The following is a 13,768-nucleotide window of genomic DNA, read 5'->3' as shown; positions in this document are numbered from 1 at the left end:
GCGGCTACGGCCGGACCGCGCGCAGGTGCGCCAGGACCGCCGCGGCGACCTCCTCGGGCCGCTCCTCGGCGAGGAAGTGGCCGGCGTCCAGGGCGTGCCCCATGGCCTGCGGGAACTGCCGCCGCCACAGCGCGAGCGGGTCCTCCCGTGCGCCGACCCGTCCCCGCGAGCCCCACAGGACGAGAGCGGGCAGGTCCCGCCGCTCGTGCTCGTCCGCCTCGTCGATCTCCACGTCGGGGCCGGCCGCCGCGCGGTAGTCGCGGCACCAGGCGTCGACCACGGCGGGATCCCGGGCCGCGTCCTCGTAGGCGGCGAGCGCGGCCGGGTCGAACGGGACCTGCGTGCCGCTGAGCCCCTGGAGCGTCCGGCGCACGAAGTACACGGGGTCGTGGCCGATCAGCGTCTGCGGCAGCCCCTCGCCCTGGGCGAGGAACGCCCAGTGGTAGTACCGCTGGACCAACCACGCGTCCATCGACCGCCACACCTCCAGCGTCGGCAGGATGTCCAGCAGGGCCACGGACGCCACCGCGCCCGGGGCGTCGAGGGCCATCCGGTGGGCGGTGCGGGCGCCGCGGTCGTGCCCGACGACGGAGAACCGGTCGTGGCCCAGCGCCCGCATGAGCTGCACCTGGTCGGCGGCCATCGCCCGGAAGGTGTAGTCCTCGCTGCTCGTGCGCGAGCGGCCGTAGCCGCGCAGGTCGGCCACGACCACGGTGAACTCCTCGGCCAGCACGGGGGCCAGGAGGTGCCACATGGCGTGGGTCTGCGGGAAGCCGTGCAGCAGGAGCACGGGCGGGCCGTCGCCGCCCGTGCGGGCGTGGATCGTGCCGTCGGCCACGGGGACGTCGTGGGCGGTGAAGTCGGGAAACACGGTTCCTCCTGCGGATCGGGGACAGGGGCGGGGACAGAGGCGGGGGCGGGCCGCGCGGCGCGGGGCCGGGACTGGAATGCGGGGCCCGCGGTGTTGTACGTGATGGGCTGGACCGTACATGCTCCAGACAACACCAGCGAGGAACCGGGAGAAACCCCCATGAACCACGCCCCGACGCAGTTCGTCGACCCCGCGGCCACGGCCGGTCACGACGCGAGCTCGCGGGAGCTCGTGGAGACCGCCGAGCGGTACACCGCCCGCACGTACTCCCCGCTGGACGTGGTGGTGGCCCGGGCCCGGGGCACGACCGTCACGGACGTGGAGGGCCGGGAGTACCTCGACTTCCTCGCCGGCTACTCGGCGCTGAACTTCGGCCACGGCCACCCGGCGGTCCTCGAGGCGGCCCGGACCCAGCTGGAGCGCGTGACGCTGACCAGCCGCGCGGTCCACAACGACCAGCTCGGCCCCTTCGCCCGGGACCTGTGCGCCCTGCTCGGCCAGGACATGATGCTGCCGATGAACACCGGCGCCGAGGCCGTGGAGTCGGCGATCAAGGTCGCCCGCAAGTGGGGCTACGAGCGCAAGGGGGTGGCCCCGGACCGGGCGCAGATCGTCGTGGCGGCGGGCAACTTCCACGGCCGCACCACCACGGTCATCAGCTTCTCCGACGACGACGAGGCGCACCGCAACTACGGCCCCTACACGCCGGGCTTCGTGACCGTCCCGTTCGGGGACCTCGCCGCGCTCGAGGCGGCCGTCACCGAGGACACGGTCGCCGTGCTGCTGGAGCCGATCCAGGGCGAGGCCGGCGTGATCGTGCCGCCCCCGGGGTACCTGCAGGGCGTACGGCGGTGCACGGCCGAGCGCGACGTCCTGCTCGTCGCGGACGAGGTCCAGTCCGGGCTCGGCCGCACCGGCCGGACCCTGGCGTGCGAGCACGAGGGCGTCGAGGCGGACCTCTACCTGCTGGGCAAGGCCCTGGGCGGGGGAGTCCTGCCCGTGTCCGCGGTGGTGGGCCGTGCCGACGTCCTGTCGGTGCTGCGGCCCGGCCAGCACGGCAGCACGTTCGGCGGCAATCCGCTGGCCGGCGCCGTCGGCCGCGCCGTCGTCGCCCTTCTGGCCACCGGGGAGCCCCAGGAGCGGGCGCGGGTCATGGGGGAGAAGCTGCACGCCGGGCTGGCCGAGCTGGCGCCGCTGGGCCTGACCGAGGTGCGGGGGCGGGGGCTGTGGGCCGGGATCGACATCGATCCGCGGCTCGGCACCGGCCGGAAGTGCTGCGAGCGGCTGGTGGCCCACGGTGTCCTCGCCAAGGACACCCACGGCTCCACCATCCGGCTGAGCCCGCCGCTGGTGATCACCGACCGGGAGCTGGAGCGGGGCCTCGCCGCCCTCGGGGACGTGCTGCGGGAGATGGCGCGCCGCTGACCCGCCTCAGCTCACCCCGGCGGGATCCTCCCCGGCGGGCTGCTCCCCGTGGGCCAGCGCCGACTCGATGCTGCCGGCGAGCTGCGCCGGCGAGGTCTTCGGGGCGAAGCGGCGGATCACCCGTCCGTCCCGGCCCACGAGGAACTTGGTGAAGTTCCACTTGATGGCGTCGCCCATGATCCCGCCCCGCTCCTCGCGCAGCCACGACCACAACGGATGGGCGTCGGGGCCGTTGACGTCGACCTTCTCGAACATCGGGAACGTGACGCCGTAGTTGCGGCTGCAGAAGTCTGCGATCTCCTCCTCGCTGCCCGGCTCCTGGTGCCCGAACTGGTTGCAGGGGAAGCCCAGGACCACGAGGCCGTCCTGCTTGAAGTCCCGCCACAGCTGCTCCAGGCCCTCGTACTGCGGCGTGAACCCGCACTCGCTCGCGGTGTTGACCACGAGCACCACCTTCCCGGCGTACTCGGACAGCGGCTGCTCGCGCCCGTCCAGGGTCGTGGCGGTGAAGTCGTGCAGCGTGGTCATGGGAGCCTCCGGGGCGGTCGAGGACGGTGGTCTGCTCCCATTCTGCCGCTGGAGCCCCGAGCCCGCCCGCGAGAGCGCCGAGGTTGCGGACCACGGCCACGCCCTCGTGCGCCGTGGCCGCCGGCTGCGACCTCGCCGAGGGGACGGGGTGCGGGTGCAGGTGGGTAACGATCCCCCGGGCGGGTCCTGCGGGCCGCGGGGGCGCGGCGTACCCTGGCCGTGTCGGAAGGAGCCCGTCATGACACAGCGCAACGAAGCGTGGCCCGCCGGAACGCCCTGCTGGGCCGATCTGACCGCGTCCGATCCGGACCGCACGCAGCAGTTCTACCGGGAGGTGCTCGGCTGGGAGTACGGCGAGCCGCGGCCGGAGCACGGCGGGTACCGCAACGCCCTGGTCGGTGGGAGACCCGTGGCCGGGCTCTCCCCGGCGGCCCCGGACCTGACGGGCGTCCCGCACGTGTGGCAGGTCTACCTGGCCTCGGACCGGATCGACCGCTGCGCCGAGCGGGTCCTCGCCGCCGGCGGGACGCAGCTGATGGAGCCGGTGGAGGTGGGCGGGTTCGGCCGGATGGGGGTCTGGCAGGATCCCACCGGGGCGTCCTTCGGGATGTGGCAGGCCGGGGAGCACATCGGCTTCGCCGTGTTCGACGTGCCCGGCAGCGTCGCCTGGTGCGACCTCACGACCCCGGACCACCACACCGCCCGCGACTTCTACGCCCAGGTGTTCGGCTACCACTACGAGGACATCGGCGAGGACGGCGTCTCCTACGCCACGTTCACGGTGCCGCACGGGGAGCGCCCGGCCGGCGGCATCGGCGGGACCGACCCCGCGGCGGAGAACGCGCCCGCGGTCTGGTCGGTCTGCTTCCAGGTCGACGACGTCGACGCCGCCGTCCAGCGCGTGCGCGACGCCGGCGGCTCGGTCGTGGAGGACCCGTTCGACTTCGAGTACGGGCGGCTGGCGGTCGTGGCCGGCCCGGACCGCGAGTCCTTCGCGATGATGACGCCCGCGGCCACGTAGCCCGCGGACCACGTGGTCCGCGGGCACGCAGTCCGCATCATCCCTGGGACGCGCCCCCCCGGGTGCTCGGAGGCACGCGGTGACCGGTGTCACTCGGCGGTAGCATGGTGACCCAGCAAACGTCCACCGCCACCTCCCCAGAGATCGGAGCGACATGAACTCCATCGTCCTCGCCGTCGTCGGTGTGGCCATGATGATCCTCGGGTACATCCTGTACTCGAAGTTCGTGGCCCGCCGGATCTACAAGCTCCAGGACTCCTTCGTCACCCCCGCCCACGAGCTGGGGGACGGCGTGGACTACGTGCCCACCAACAAGTACGTGCTGTGGGGCCACCACTTCACCTCCGTGGCCGGGGCGGCGCCCATCGTGGGGCCCGCGATCGCCGTCATCTGGGGCTGGCTCCCCGCGTTCCTCTGGGTGACCCTCGGCACCGTCTTCTTCGCCGGCGTCCACGACCTCGGCGCCCTGTGGGCCTCCAACCGGCACCAGGGCAAGTCCATCGGGTCGCTGTCCGGGAAGTACATCGGCCACCGCGGCCGGAACCTGTTCCTGGTCGTGATCTTCCTCGTGCTGCTGATGGTCAACGCCGCGTTCGCCGTGGTGATCTCCAACCTGCTGGTCGGCACGCCCACCTCGGTGATCCCCACGTGGGGCGCCATCGTCGTCGCCCTGCTCATCGGCCAGGCGGTCTACCGCTACAAGTGGAACCTCGCCGTCGTCTCCGTGGTCGGCGTCGTGGCGCTCTACGCCCTCATCCTGATCGGCGACCGCTTCCCGGTGGTCCTGCCGGAGACGGTTTTGGGCCTGCCGGCCAACGCGTTCTGGATCGTAATCCTGTTCCTCTACGCCGGCGTGGCCTCGGTGCTGCCCGTGTGGATGCTGCTGCAGCCCCGTGACTACATCAACGGCCTCCAGCTGTTCATCGCCCTGGGCATCCTCTACGGCGCCGTGCTGATCTCCGCCCCGACCGTCGTCGCCCCGGCGTTCAACAACTCCGTGCCCGAGGGCACGCCCAGCCTGGTGCCGCTGCTGTTCGTGACCATCGCCTGCGGTGCGATCTCCGGGTTCCACGGCATCGTGGCCTCGGGCACGTCCTCCAAGCAGCTGGACAAGGAGCCGGACGCGCGCTTCGTCGGCTACTTCGGCGCCGTCGGCGAGGGCCTCCTGGCGCTCGGCGCGATCATCGCCACGACCGCCGGCTTCCGGACCATCGCCGACTGGGAGGCCGTGTACACGGCGTTCGGCCAGGGCGGCGTGGCCGCGTTCGTCCAGGGCGGCGCCTCGGTGGTCAACACCGGCCTGGGGATCCCGCCGTCGCTGAGCGCGACCATCCTCGCGACCATGGCCGTGCTCTTCGCGGCCACCACCATGGACACCGGCATCCGCCTGCAGCGCTTCGTGGTGCAGGAGGCCGGCCACATCGTGGGCGTCAACATCGGCAAGGTGCTCTCCACCGTCATCGTCCTCGTGGTGGCCATGGGGCTGACCTTCAGCGCCGGGGCGGACGGCTCGGGCGGCATGCTCATCTGGCCGCTGTTCGGCACCTCCAACCAGCTGCTGGCCGGCCTGACGCTGTCGATGATCGCGGTGATCCTGCTGCGGAAGGGCCGCCCGGTGCTGCCGGTGCTGGTGCCCCTGGTGTTCCTGCTCCTGATGTCCGTCTACGCGCTGATCGTCCAGCTGGGACAGTTCTGGGCCGCCGAGAACTGGTTCCTGCTCGTCCTCGACGTGATCATCCTGATCGCTGCCCTGTGGGTCATCGTCGAGTCCGCGACCGCGATGAACGCGGCCCGGAAGAACCCGCCCGAGCTCGACGAGGAGACCGTCAGCACCTCGGCCGGGGAGGTCCGCGGGCTGTGAGCCGGTGAGCGTCCTGGACCGGCTGCGCTCCGTGCAGGCCCGCCTCGGTGCGGGCCTGCACGAGTTCTACGTGGCCCCCTACCGGCGCACCTTCGCCCGCGCCCAGCGCGACGAGGAGGACCTGTTCATGATGCTGGTCCTCTCGGAGGCGCTGGGCGTGCCCAATCCCGCCAGCTACTACACCGTGGAGCTGCTGCCCGTGGTCTACGACCGGTTCCACGACTGGCACCGGCGGATGGGCATGGAGCGCTCGCCCCTGGAGCACATCTCATGCTGCTAGAGCTCGCCGCCGCCCGCCGGGTCCTGTTCGTCGGCGGCAAGGGCGGCGTCGGCAAGACCGCCGTCGCCTCCGCCACCGCCCTCGCCCAGGCCCGTGCGGGCCGCCGGGTGCTCGTCGTCTCGACCGACCCCGCCCACAACCTCGGGCACCTGTGGGAGCGCCCGGTGGGGGACCGGATCACCCCGCTGGCCCGGAACCTGGACGGCCCCGGAGCCGGCCGCCTCGACGGCATCGAGGTGGACCCGGTCGCCACGACCGACGCCCACCTCGCCGCCGTGGGCGCCACCATCCGCCGGCTCATGCCCGAGCACCTCGCCGCCGAGGTCGACAAGCACATGGAGCTCGCCCGCGACTCGCCCGGCACCCACGAGTCGGCGGTGCTCGAACGGATCGCGGAGCTCGTGGACACGGGTCTGGACGACTACGACCTCATCGTCTTCGACACCGCACCGTCCGGGCACACCGCCCGGCTCATGGCGCTGCCCGAGATCATGTCCGCCTGGACCGAGGGGCTGCTGCGCCGGCGCGGGAAGGCCGAGAAGTTCGGCGCCGCCCTGCGGGGCCTCGAGGACCGGGACGCCGCGAGCGAGAGCATCGTGGGCACCGGGCGGCCCCGGGACCCCCGCGAGGAGCGGGACCTCGAGATCCGGCGGATCCTGCTGCGCCGCCGCGAGCGCTTCGAGGCGCTGCGCGAGGTCCTGGTCGACGCCGAGCGCTGCAGCTTCGTCATCGTCCTCGCGGCCGAGCGGCTGCCCGTCCTCGAGACCGTCGAGCTGCACGAGCAGCTGGTCCGCGCCGGCGTGCACGTGGGAGCCCTCGTGATCAACAAGCGCTCCCCGGCGGACGCCGGGGACTTCCTCGCCGAGCGCCGGGCGCTGGAGGAGGTGCACGTCGCCACCCTGCGCGGCGCCCTCCCGGACGTCCCGCTGCTGCAGGTCCCCCTGCTGCCGGGGGACGTCGTGGGCCAGGAGGCGCTCGAGCGGTTCGGGGACGCGCTCGCCCAGGCGGATCTCAGGGCCACATGACACGCTGACGCGCATGACCTCCACCGCGCACCGCCCGGACACCGGGCGACGACGACGGACCCCCGCCGACCTCGGCCCGTGGATCCTCGCCGGTGTCGCCGCGACCGCTCTCGCCGTCGGCCTGGCCGAGCTGCTGGCCTGGGTGACCGGGCCGTTCGGCGCGCCGCTCACGGCGGTGGGCGGGGTGATCGTGGACGCGGTCCCGGCCCCGGTGAAGGACGCGGCGATCGCCCTGTTCGGCACCGCGGACAAGATCGTGCTGCTGCTCGTCATGGCCGCCGGGCTCGTGGCGGTCGGCGCGGGCATCGGGGCGGCCCAGCGCGCCAACCCGCCGATGGGCGTGGTGCTGCTCGGCGTGCTGGGGCTCCTCGGGCTGCTGGCGGTGCTGACGCGGGCGGGGCCGACCGTGGCGGACACGGTCCCCGTCGTCGTCGGCACCGGGGCCGGGGCGCTCTTCCTGTCGGTGCTCACCCGCCGGACCGCGCCGTCGGCGCGGTCCGCGGCCGCACTCGACCGCCGCGGCTTGCTCCGGCTCTCCGCGGCCGCCGCCGTGCTGGGCGCCGCCGCCGGTGTCGCGGGGCGCTGGGCGTCCGCGGCGGCGGCCCGGGTGCCCGCCGCCCGGGACCTGCTCCGGATCCCCGCTCCGGTCGTCCGGGACCCGGTCCCTGCCGGGGCGGACCTCGGCGTGGCGGACGTGGAGCCCTGGCTCACGCCCGCCGACGACTTCTACCGCATCGACACGGCCCTGTCCGTGCCGCGCATCGACGTGGCGGCGTGGGAGCTGCGGATCCACGGCATGGTGGAGCGTGAGCTGACCCTGGGCTTCGACGACCTCACCGCCCGGCCGCTGGTCGAGCGGATCGTGACGCTGGCGTGCGTGTCCAACCCCGTGGGCGGTGACCTCGTGGGCAACGCGGTGTGGACCGGCGTGCCGATCCGGGAGCTGCTCGCCGAGGCCGGACCCTCCGCCGAGGCGGACATGGTGCTCTCGACCTCCGAGGACGGGTTCACGGCGAGCACCCCGCTCGAGGCGCTGACCGACCCCGGCCGGGACTCCCTGCTCGCGGTGACCATGAACGGGGAGCCGCTGCCGTTCGAGCACGGCTACCCCGTGCGGATGGTGGTGCCCGGGCTCTACGGCTACGTCTCGGCCACCAAGTGGGTCGTGGACCTCGAGGTCACCCGCTTCGACCGGGCGGAGGCGTACTGGACCTCGCGCGGCTGGACGGCCCGCGGGCCGATCAAGATGTCCTCGCGCATCGAGGTGCCGGCCGAGGGCGGGCGCACGGAGACGGACCCCGTAGTCCTCGCCGGCACGGCCTGGGCCCAGCACACCGGGATCGCCGCCGTGCAGGTCAGCGTGGACGAGGGGCCGTGGCAGGACGCCGAGCTGGGCTCCGTGGGCACGGACGACACCTGGCGGCAGTGGGTGCTGCGCACCGGGCTCCCGAGCGGCCGGCACACCGCGCGGGTGCGGGCCGTGGACCGGGACGGGACCGTCCAGACCGCCGACCAGGCCCCGCCAGCCCCGGACGGCGCCTCCGGGTGGCACGAGCGGACCTTCACGGTGGCCTGATTCGTGGCCTGATCCGCGGCGTGCCACCGCGGTGCCGCGCCTCTGCGGGCCGATGGGCCCACCCGATCGAAGCCGCCGGGGGCGCCCCGCGCCGGAGGCACGTCTCGCCCCGGCACGGGCCGGGGACCGTGGGGTTCAGCCGAGCGAGGCGCAGCGCCACACGGAGAACGCCGGTCCAGCGCCGGGCAGGGTGATCATGGCGTCGGTGTCCGCGTCCAGGTCCGGGGTGCCGGCCAGGCCGGTGAGGTGGGTGCCGACGATCCGTGCCGGCAACCGGACAGGGGTGTGGCCGGCGCGTGCGGCGTGGACGAGCACGGTCTCACCGGGGGACTCCCGCAGGAAGGTGAAGGCGTCCTCCCCGACGGCGAGCCATCGCAGCCCACCGTGGCGGAGGGCCACGGACCAGTGGCGTGCGCCGAGAAGAGCTCGTGTGGTGGCGAGCCGCTCGTGGTCCCATCCGCTGGTGTCGTCCCAGGTGAAGGGGCGGCGACCGTCCTCGCCGTTCACGCCCTCCTGTCCGATCTCGTCCCCTGCCCAGAGCATGGGGATGCCGGGCATGGTGGCCAGCAGGCCGAACGCCACGGTCACCAGCCGCCGGTCGTCGAGCATGGTGCTGATCCGCACGGTGTCGTGGGAGCCGACCAGGTTGAGGGCGTGTGCGGTGGCCCGCCACGGGGCGGCAGCGGCGAAGTCGCGCATCGATCCGACCACGTCCGCTCCCGGAAGTCGCGGAACGGCCGTGAAAGGTCCCGGCTCGAACGGCACGGGGGAGGCCGGCTTCAACCACTGCCACACGGGGCGGGTGAATCCGGCGTAGTTCATGACGCCGTGCCAGCCATCGACCTGCAGGTCCTGGGACGCGTCATGGCTGTGCTCGGCCAGCAGCAGGGACTCCGGATCGGCCTCGGCCATCGTCCTGCGCAGCGTGGTCGAGACCGTGTGGTTGAGGTCGGTGGCTCCGTGTCGTCCCGTCATGTTGGCGACGTCGATGCGCCATCCGTCCAGGGCGTGCGGTCCCAGCCAGCGGGCCACCACGGAGTCCGGGCCTTCGTAGAGGCGCCGCCGCAGTTCGGGATTGCTGTGGTCGAACTTGGGAAGCGACGCGTGCCCGAACCAGCACACGTACTCGTCGGGATGTCCGGTGAAGAGGAAGAAGCCGGCTTCCGGGCTGTGCGGGTCGTCGACCGCGGTCCTGAACCACTCGTGGGCGTCGCCGCAGTGGTTCGTCGTGAGGTCCCCGAGCAGATGCATGCCCCGGGCATGCACGGCGTCCGACAGGCGGCTCAGGGCGGCGTCCCCGCCGAGCAGCGGATCGACGTGGTCGAAGCTGGACGCGTCATAGCGGTGGTTGGACCGCGCAGGGAACGTGGGAGTGAGATAGATCGTGTTCGCACCGAGGGAGGCGATGTGGTCCAGATGGGCGACGATCCCGTCGAGGTCCCCGCCGTAGTACTGGTAGGACGTCTCCGGCCCGCGGCCGATGACCTCGCTGTCCCACTCCTCGGCGATCGCCCACTCGGGAGCCGGCCGGTCGGTGGACTTCGCGAACCGGTCGGGAAAGATCTGGTACAGGACCGCGTCACCCGCCCACCCGGGGGGCGGGGCGTGCGTGGTGATGCGGAAGTCGGAAGCATCGGTGACATCACGGGTGTGCAGACCTGTTCCGTTGAGCCACTGGTAGGCGCCAGGGCCCCCGTCGAGCAGCCAGCGGTAGTTCACCACCGGGTTCTCCACCCGGACGTCGGCCCGCAACCAGAACTCGTGGTCGTCCTGGCGGTCCGCTCTCGTCCCGATCAGGGCCTGTTCCCCGTCGATGCACACCCGCAGCAGGGCCTGGGTGACTCCGCTGGCCCGGGGGACACGCAGGAACATCGTGACGGTCTCGCCCAGCTCCGGAAAGGGGTTCGACACGTACATCGCCGACCCGTCGTGGTGGGGCTGGTCCCAGAGCCGGCTCGTCGCGGCTCCTCCGCAGTCGGTCCTCGTCCTGGTGGTCGGCCGTCCGGTGGTCATCCGTGCACTCTCCTGGGGTCTCGAGGTGTGAGGGGCGTGAGGGGTTCCGGTGGGCGGGGCGCAGCGGCCGGCGCCGGGCCGGGGAACGGGTGGCCGTGACGGCCGCCGGAGCAGCTCAGGCCGGGGCCGGGCCGGTGGAGGAGCGGACGACGAAGTGGGCCGGGAAGAGCTCGTTCGACGGTTCGCGGCTCCCTCCGGCGAGGTGCTCGAGGAGCCGCTCGACAGCGCGGGTGCCCTGCTTCCGGGCGTGCTGGTCCAGGGTCGTCAGGCCGAAGGCCTCCCCGATGGGATGGGCGTCGACGCCGATGACGGACAGGTCCCCGGGCACGGTGAGCCCGAGGTCCCGCGCCGCCAGGATCGTTCCGGCCGCCATCTCGTCGGACGAGGCGAAGAGGGCGGTCGGGCGGTCGGCGGGGTCCGCCAGGAGGTTCTTGGCCTGCTGGTACGCGTCGGTGAACGTGTAGTCCGCGATGAGCGACCACGCGGGTTCGACGGCCAGCCCGGCGTCCGCCATGGCCTGTTCCCAGCCGTCCCGGCGGTCGCTGGACATGGGGAAGTAGCGCCTGCCCTCCTCGGCTCCGCCGAGGTGCGCGATCCTTCGGTGGCCCAGCCCGATGAGGTGCTGCGTCGCGCGGCGCCCGACGTCGAGGTCGTCGATGCTGATGGTGGGCGCGCCCACCAGGGGGCCCCCGACCCCGACGAGAGGGATGCCGGCGGAGAACAGCTGCTCGGTCTCCGCCGGGTCCAGGTGCAGGGACACCGCCACGGCCGCGTCCAGCCGCTTGCGCAGCAGGAAGTCGGTCAGGACGCTCTCCCGGTAGCGGTCCCCCTCGAAGTTGTAGAGGGTCAGGTCGTACCCGGCCTCCATGAGCGCGCCGGCCACTCCCTCGAGGACGGTGGAGAAGTACCACCGGTCGACGTGGGGGAGGACCACCCCGATGTTGCGGCTCCGGCCGCTCGCCAGGCTCGAGGCGTGGTAGGACACGACGAAACCCAGCTCCTGCGCCGCCTGCTGCACCCGCGCCCGGGCGCGGGGGGACACTGGCCCCTTGCCGCTGAGCGCCCGGGAGACGGTCGCGGTGGACACGCCCGCCCGCGCGGCGACGTCCTGGAGCCGGGGCGGGTTCACCTCCGTGTCACCTCGAGTCCTCCTCCATCTGCAGCCATGCGCACTCCTCCGGGTTCAGGATATGCGGCATGGAGGTGGGGGGCCCACTGCGGAGCAGGACCGGCAGGTCCGGCAGCTCGACCGGGGTGGGGCCCGTGTTCAGCAGCACCAGGACGTCGTTGTTGACGAGGCCGAGGCAGCCCTGACCGGTGAGGTCCTCCGCCCACGCGAGCGAGCCCGAGCCGAGCCCGTGCTCCCGCCGCAGCGCCAGCGCGGCGCGGTAGAGGGACAGCGTGGACGCCGGGTCCTGGCGCTGCGCCTCGCGCGAGAGCTCCGCCCAGCCCGCGGGCTGAGGGAGCCAGGCCTCGCCCGTGGCGCTGTATCCCAGGGACGCCCCGGTGCGGGTCCAGGGCAGCGGCACCCGGCAGCCGTCGCGGCCGAGCCGGTCCCCGGCGGTTCGGTGGTAGGTGGGGTCCTGGCGGACGTCGTGGGGGAGGGTCGTGTGGTCCGGCAGGCCCAGCTCCTCCCCCTGGTACAGGTACACGCCGCCCGGCAGGCCGAGCATGAGCAGGGAGGCGGCGCGCGCCCGCCGCGTGCCCAGCACGTGGTCCGGCTGCTCGTCCTCGGGCCCGCGGCCGTCGCCCGGGCGCGGGGAGTCCTCGGTCAGCGCCAGGCGGGTCGTGTGCCGCACGACGTCGTGGTTGGACAGCACCCAGGTGGTGGGGGCCCCGACCGCGTCGAACGCCTCGAGGGAGGAGGTGATGATCCGGCGCAGCTCCGCGGCGTCCCACGGCGCCGCCAGGTAGGAGAAGTTGAACGTCTGGTGCATCTGGTCGGGGCGCACCCAGTCGGCCAAGCGGTCCAGCGGGTCCACGCTCGCCTCGGCGCAGAGGATCCGCTCGCCGTCGTACTCCGCGAGCACCTCGCGCCAGCGCCGGTAGATGTCGTGGATCTGCGGCTGCCCGAACATCGGGGCGTCGGTGAACGGGTAGTCCGGGATGCTGCCTCCGTCGGCCCGCCCGTCCCAGTCGGGGAGGCCCTCCGCCTTGATGAGCGCGTGCGCCACGTCCACCCGGAAGCCGGCGACGCCGCGATCCAGCCAGAAGCGCAGCACCCGCTCGAACTCCTGGCGGACCAGCTCGTTGTCCCAGTTGAAGTCGGGCTGCGACGAGTCGAACAGGTGCAGGTACCACTGGCCGGCATGTCCGTCGGCCTCGGTCACCCGGGTCCAGGCCGATCCCCCGAAGTGGGACTGCCAGTTGTTGGGGGGCAGCTGCCCGGACTCGCCGCGGCCGTCCCGGAAGACGAACAGGTCGCGCTCCGGGGCGCCGGGACCCGCCGCGAGGGCCTGCCGGAACAGGGCGTGCTCCTGCGAGCAGTGGTTGGGCACCAGGTCGATGATCACCCTGACGGACAGCGCGTCGGCGGCCTGCACGAGCGCGTCGAAGTCCGTCAGGGTGCCGAAGGCGGGGTCGACGTCGCAGTAGTCGCTCACGTCGTAGCCGCCGTCGAGCTGCGGGGAGGGATAGAAGGGCGAGAGCCAGATCGCGTCGATGTCCAGCTCCGCCAGCTGTCCGAGCTCGGCGGTGATGCCGGCGAGGTCGCCGACGCCGTCCCCGTCGAGGTCCCGGAACGAGCGGGGATACACCTGGTAGATCACCGAGGACCGCCACCACTTCGGCTCCTGGTCGCGGTCGTGGACGGGTGTGAGGCGGAGGGTCTGCAGGGCGCCGTAGGTCGTGGACATGCGTTCCATCGTAGGGCGGATCATCCCGAACTGGAAGCGCTATCACAAAATAGTGCCTTTACCAGGGGGGCACCGAAAGGGTCTGGACACACTCAGTGGTAGCGCTTACAGTAGTGAGCCAGCTCACCTCCCGGTGGGCGCCCCTCTCGGCCGGACCGTCCCGACCGCCTGGCACGTCCCTCCCGAGCTCCACCGGCGCAGGAACGTCCGCGGGACCCTGAAAGGAACCACCCACCGTGTCCTCCGTGCGCTACGCCAATGTGACCTGCCAGTACCCCGGTGCCGAGCGGCCCTCGGTGACCGACCTGAACCT

11 protein-coding genes are annotated in these 13,768 nt (G+C 72.9%); 6 read left to right on the top strand and 5 right to left on the bottom strand.

What is annotated here, in order from left to right; genetic code table 11:
* Nucleotides 1-4 precede the first annotated feature (4 nt).
* Nucleotides 5-871 (bottom strand): alpha/beta fold hydrolase, encoded by an 867-nt coding sequence (locus ACFYE3_RS17735; RefSeq protein WP_387611398.1) that lies wholly within the window; start codon nt 869-871, stop codon nt 5-7.
* 159 nt (nt 872-1,030) lie between these two features.
* Between ACFYE3_RS17735 and rocD the strand changes: the two genes are divergently transcribed.
* Nucleotides 1,031-2,296, top strand: a complete 1,266-nt coding sequence (gene rocD / locus ACFYE3_RS17730; RefSeq protein ID WP_387611395.1) for an ornithine--oxo-acid transaminase — start codon at nt 1,031-1,033, stop codon at nt 2,294-2,296.
* 6 nt (nt 2,297-2,302) lie between these two features.
* Here the strand turns inward: rocD and ACFYE3_RS17725 are convergent, their stop codons facing one another.
* Complete coding sequence (locus ACFYE3_RS17725; RefSeq protein WP_387611392.1) at nt 2,303-2,824, bottom strand: glutathione peroxidase; 522 nt, start codon at nt 2,822-2,824, stop codon at nt 2,303-2,305.
* A gap of 238 nt (nt 2,825-3,062) precedes the next feature.
* On the opposite strand from ACFYE3_RS17725, the gene ACFYE3_RS17720 reads away from it, so the two are divergent.
* From ACFYE3_RS17720 to ACFYE3_RS17700, 5 genes are all read left to right on the top strand, one after another.
* The gene (locus ACFYE3_RS17720; protein WP_387611389.1) at nt 3,063-3,845 is read left to right on the top strand and encodes a VOC family protein; all 783 of its coding nucleotides are present in this window, start codon (nt 3,063-3,065) and stop codon (nt 3,843-3,845) included.
* A gap of 154 nt (nt 3,846-3,999) precedes the next feature.
* On the top strand, nt 4,000-5,706 hold the full coding sequence (locus tag ACFYE3_RS17715) for a carbon starvation CstA family protein (RefSeq protein ID WP_387611386.1): 1,707 nt from the start codon (nt 4,000-4,002) through the stop codon (nt 5,704-5,706).
* A 4-nt stretch (nt 5,707-5,710) separates the two neighbouring features.
* The gene (locus ACFYE3_RS17710) at nt 5,711-5,986 is read left to right on the top strand and encodes a cory-CC-star protein (RefSeq protein WP_368833510.1); all 276 of its coding nucleotides are present in this window, start codon (nt 5,711-5,713) and stop codon (nt 5,984-5,986) included.
* Complete coding sequence (locus ACFYE3_RS17705; protein ID WP_387611383.1) at nt 5,977-7,011, top strand: ArsA family ATPase; 1,035 nt, start codon at nt 5,977-5,979, stop codon at nt 7,009-7,011. The genes ACFYE3_RS17710 and ACFYE3_RS17705 overlap by 10 nt, the downstream gene beginning before the upstream one ends.
* Nucleotides 7,012-7,024: 13 nt before the next feature.
* Entirely contained in the window at nt 7,025-8,587 is a 1,563-nt protein-coding gene (locus tag ACFYE3_RS17700) for a molybdopterin-dependent oxidoreductase (protein WP_387611381.1), read from the top strand.
* Between the two features lie 135 nt (nt 8,588-8,722).
* On the opposite strand, the gene ACFYE3_RS17695 is transcribed toward ACFYE3_RS17700, so the two are convergent.
* From ACFYE3_RS17695 to ACFYE3_RS17685, 3 genes are all read right to left on the bottom strand, one after another.
* Entirely contained in the window at nt 8,723-10,600 is a 1,878-nt protein-coding gene (locus tag ACFYE3_RS17695; protein ID WP_387611379.1) for a glycoside hydrolase family 13 protein, read from the bottom strand.
* 115 nt (nt 10,601-10,715) lie between these two features.
* Nucleotides 10,716-11,729 (bottom strand): LacI family DNA-binding transcriptional regulator, encoded by a 1,014-nt coding sequence (locus tag ACFYE3_RS17690; RefSeq protein ID WP_387611377.1) that lies wholly within the window; start codon nt 11,727-11,729, stop codon nt 10,716-10,718.
* Nucleotides 11,730-11,736: 7 nt separating this feature from the next.
* Entirely contained in the window at nt 11,737-13,455 is a 1,719-nt protein-coding gene (locus tag ACFYE3_RS17685; protein ID WP_387611374.1) for a glycoside hydrolase family 13 protein, read from the bottom strand.
* Nucleotides 13,456-13,768 lie beyond the last annotated feature (313 nt).

Source organism: Kocuria arenosa, assembly GCF_042879215.1.
Classification (GTDB): Bacteria; Actinomycetota; Actinomycetes; order Actinomycetales; family Micrococcaceae; genus Kocuria; species Kocuria arenosa.
Note: the sequence above shows the minus strand (reverse complement) of the source record. Positions and strands in the feature narration are given on the sequence as shown.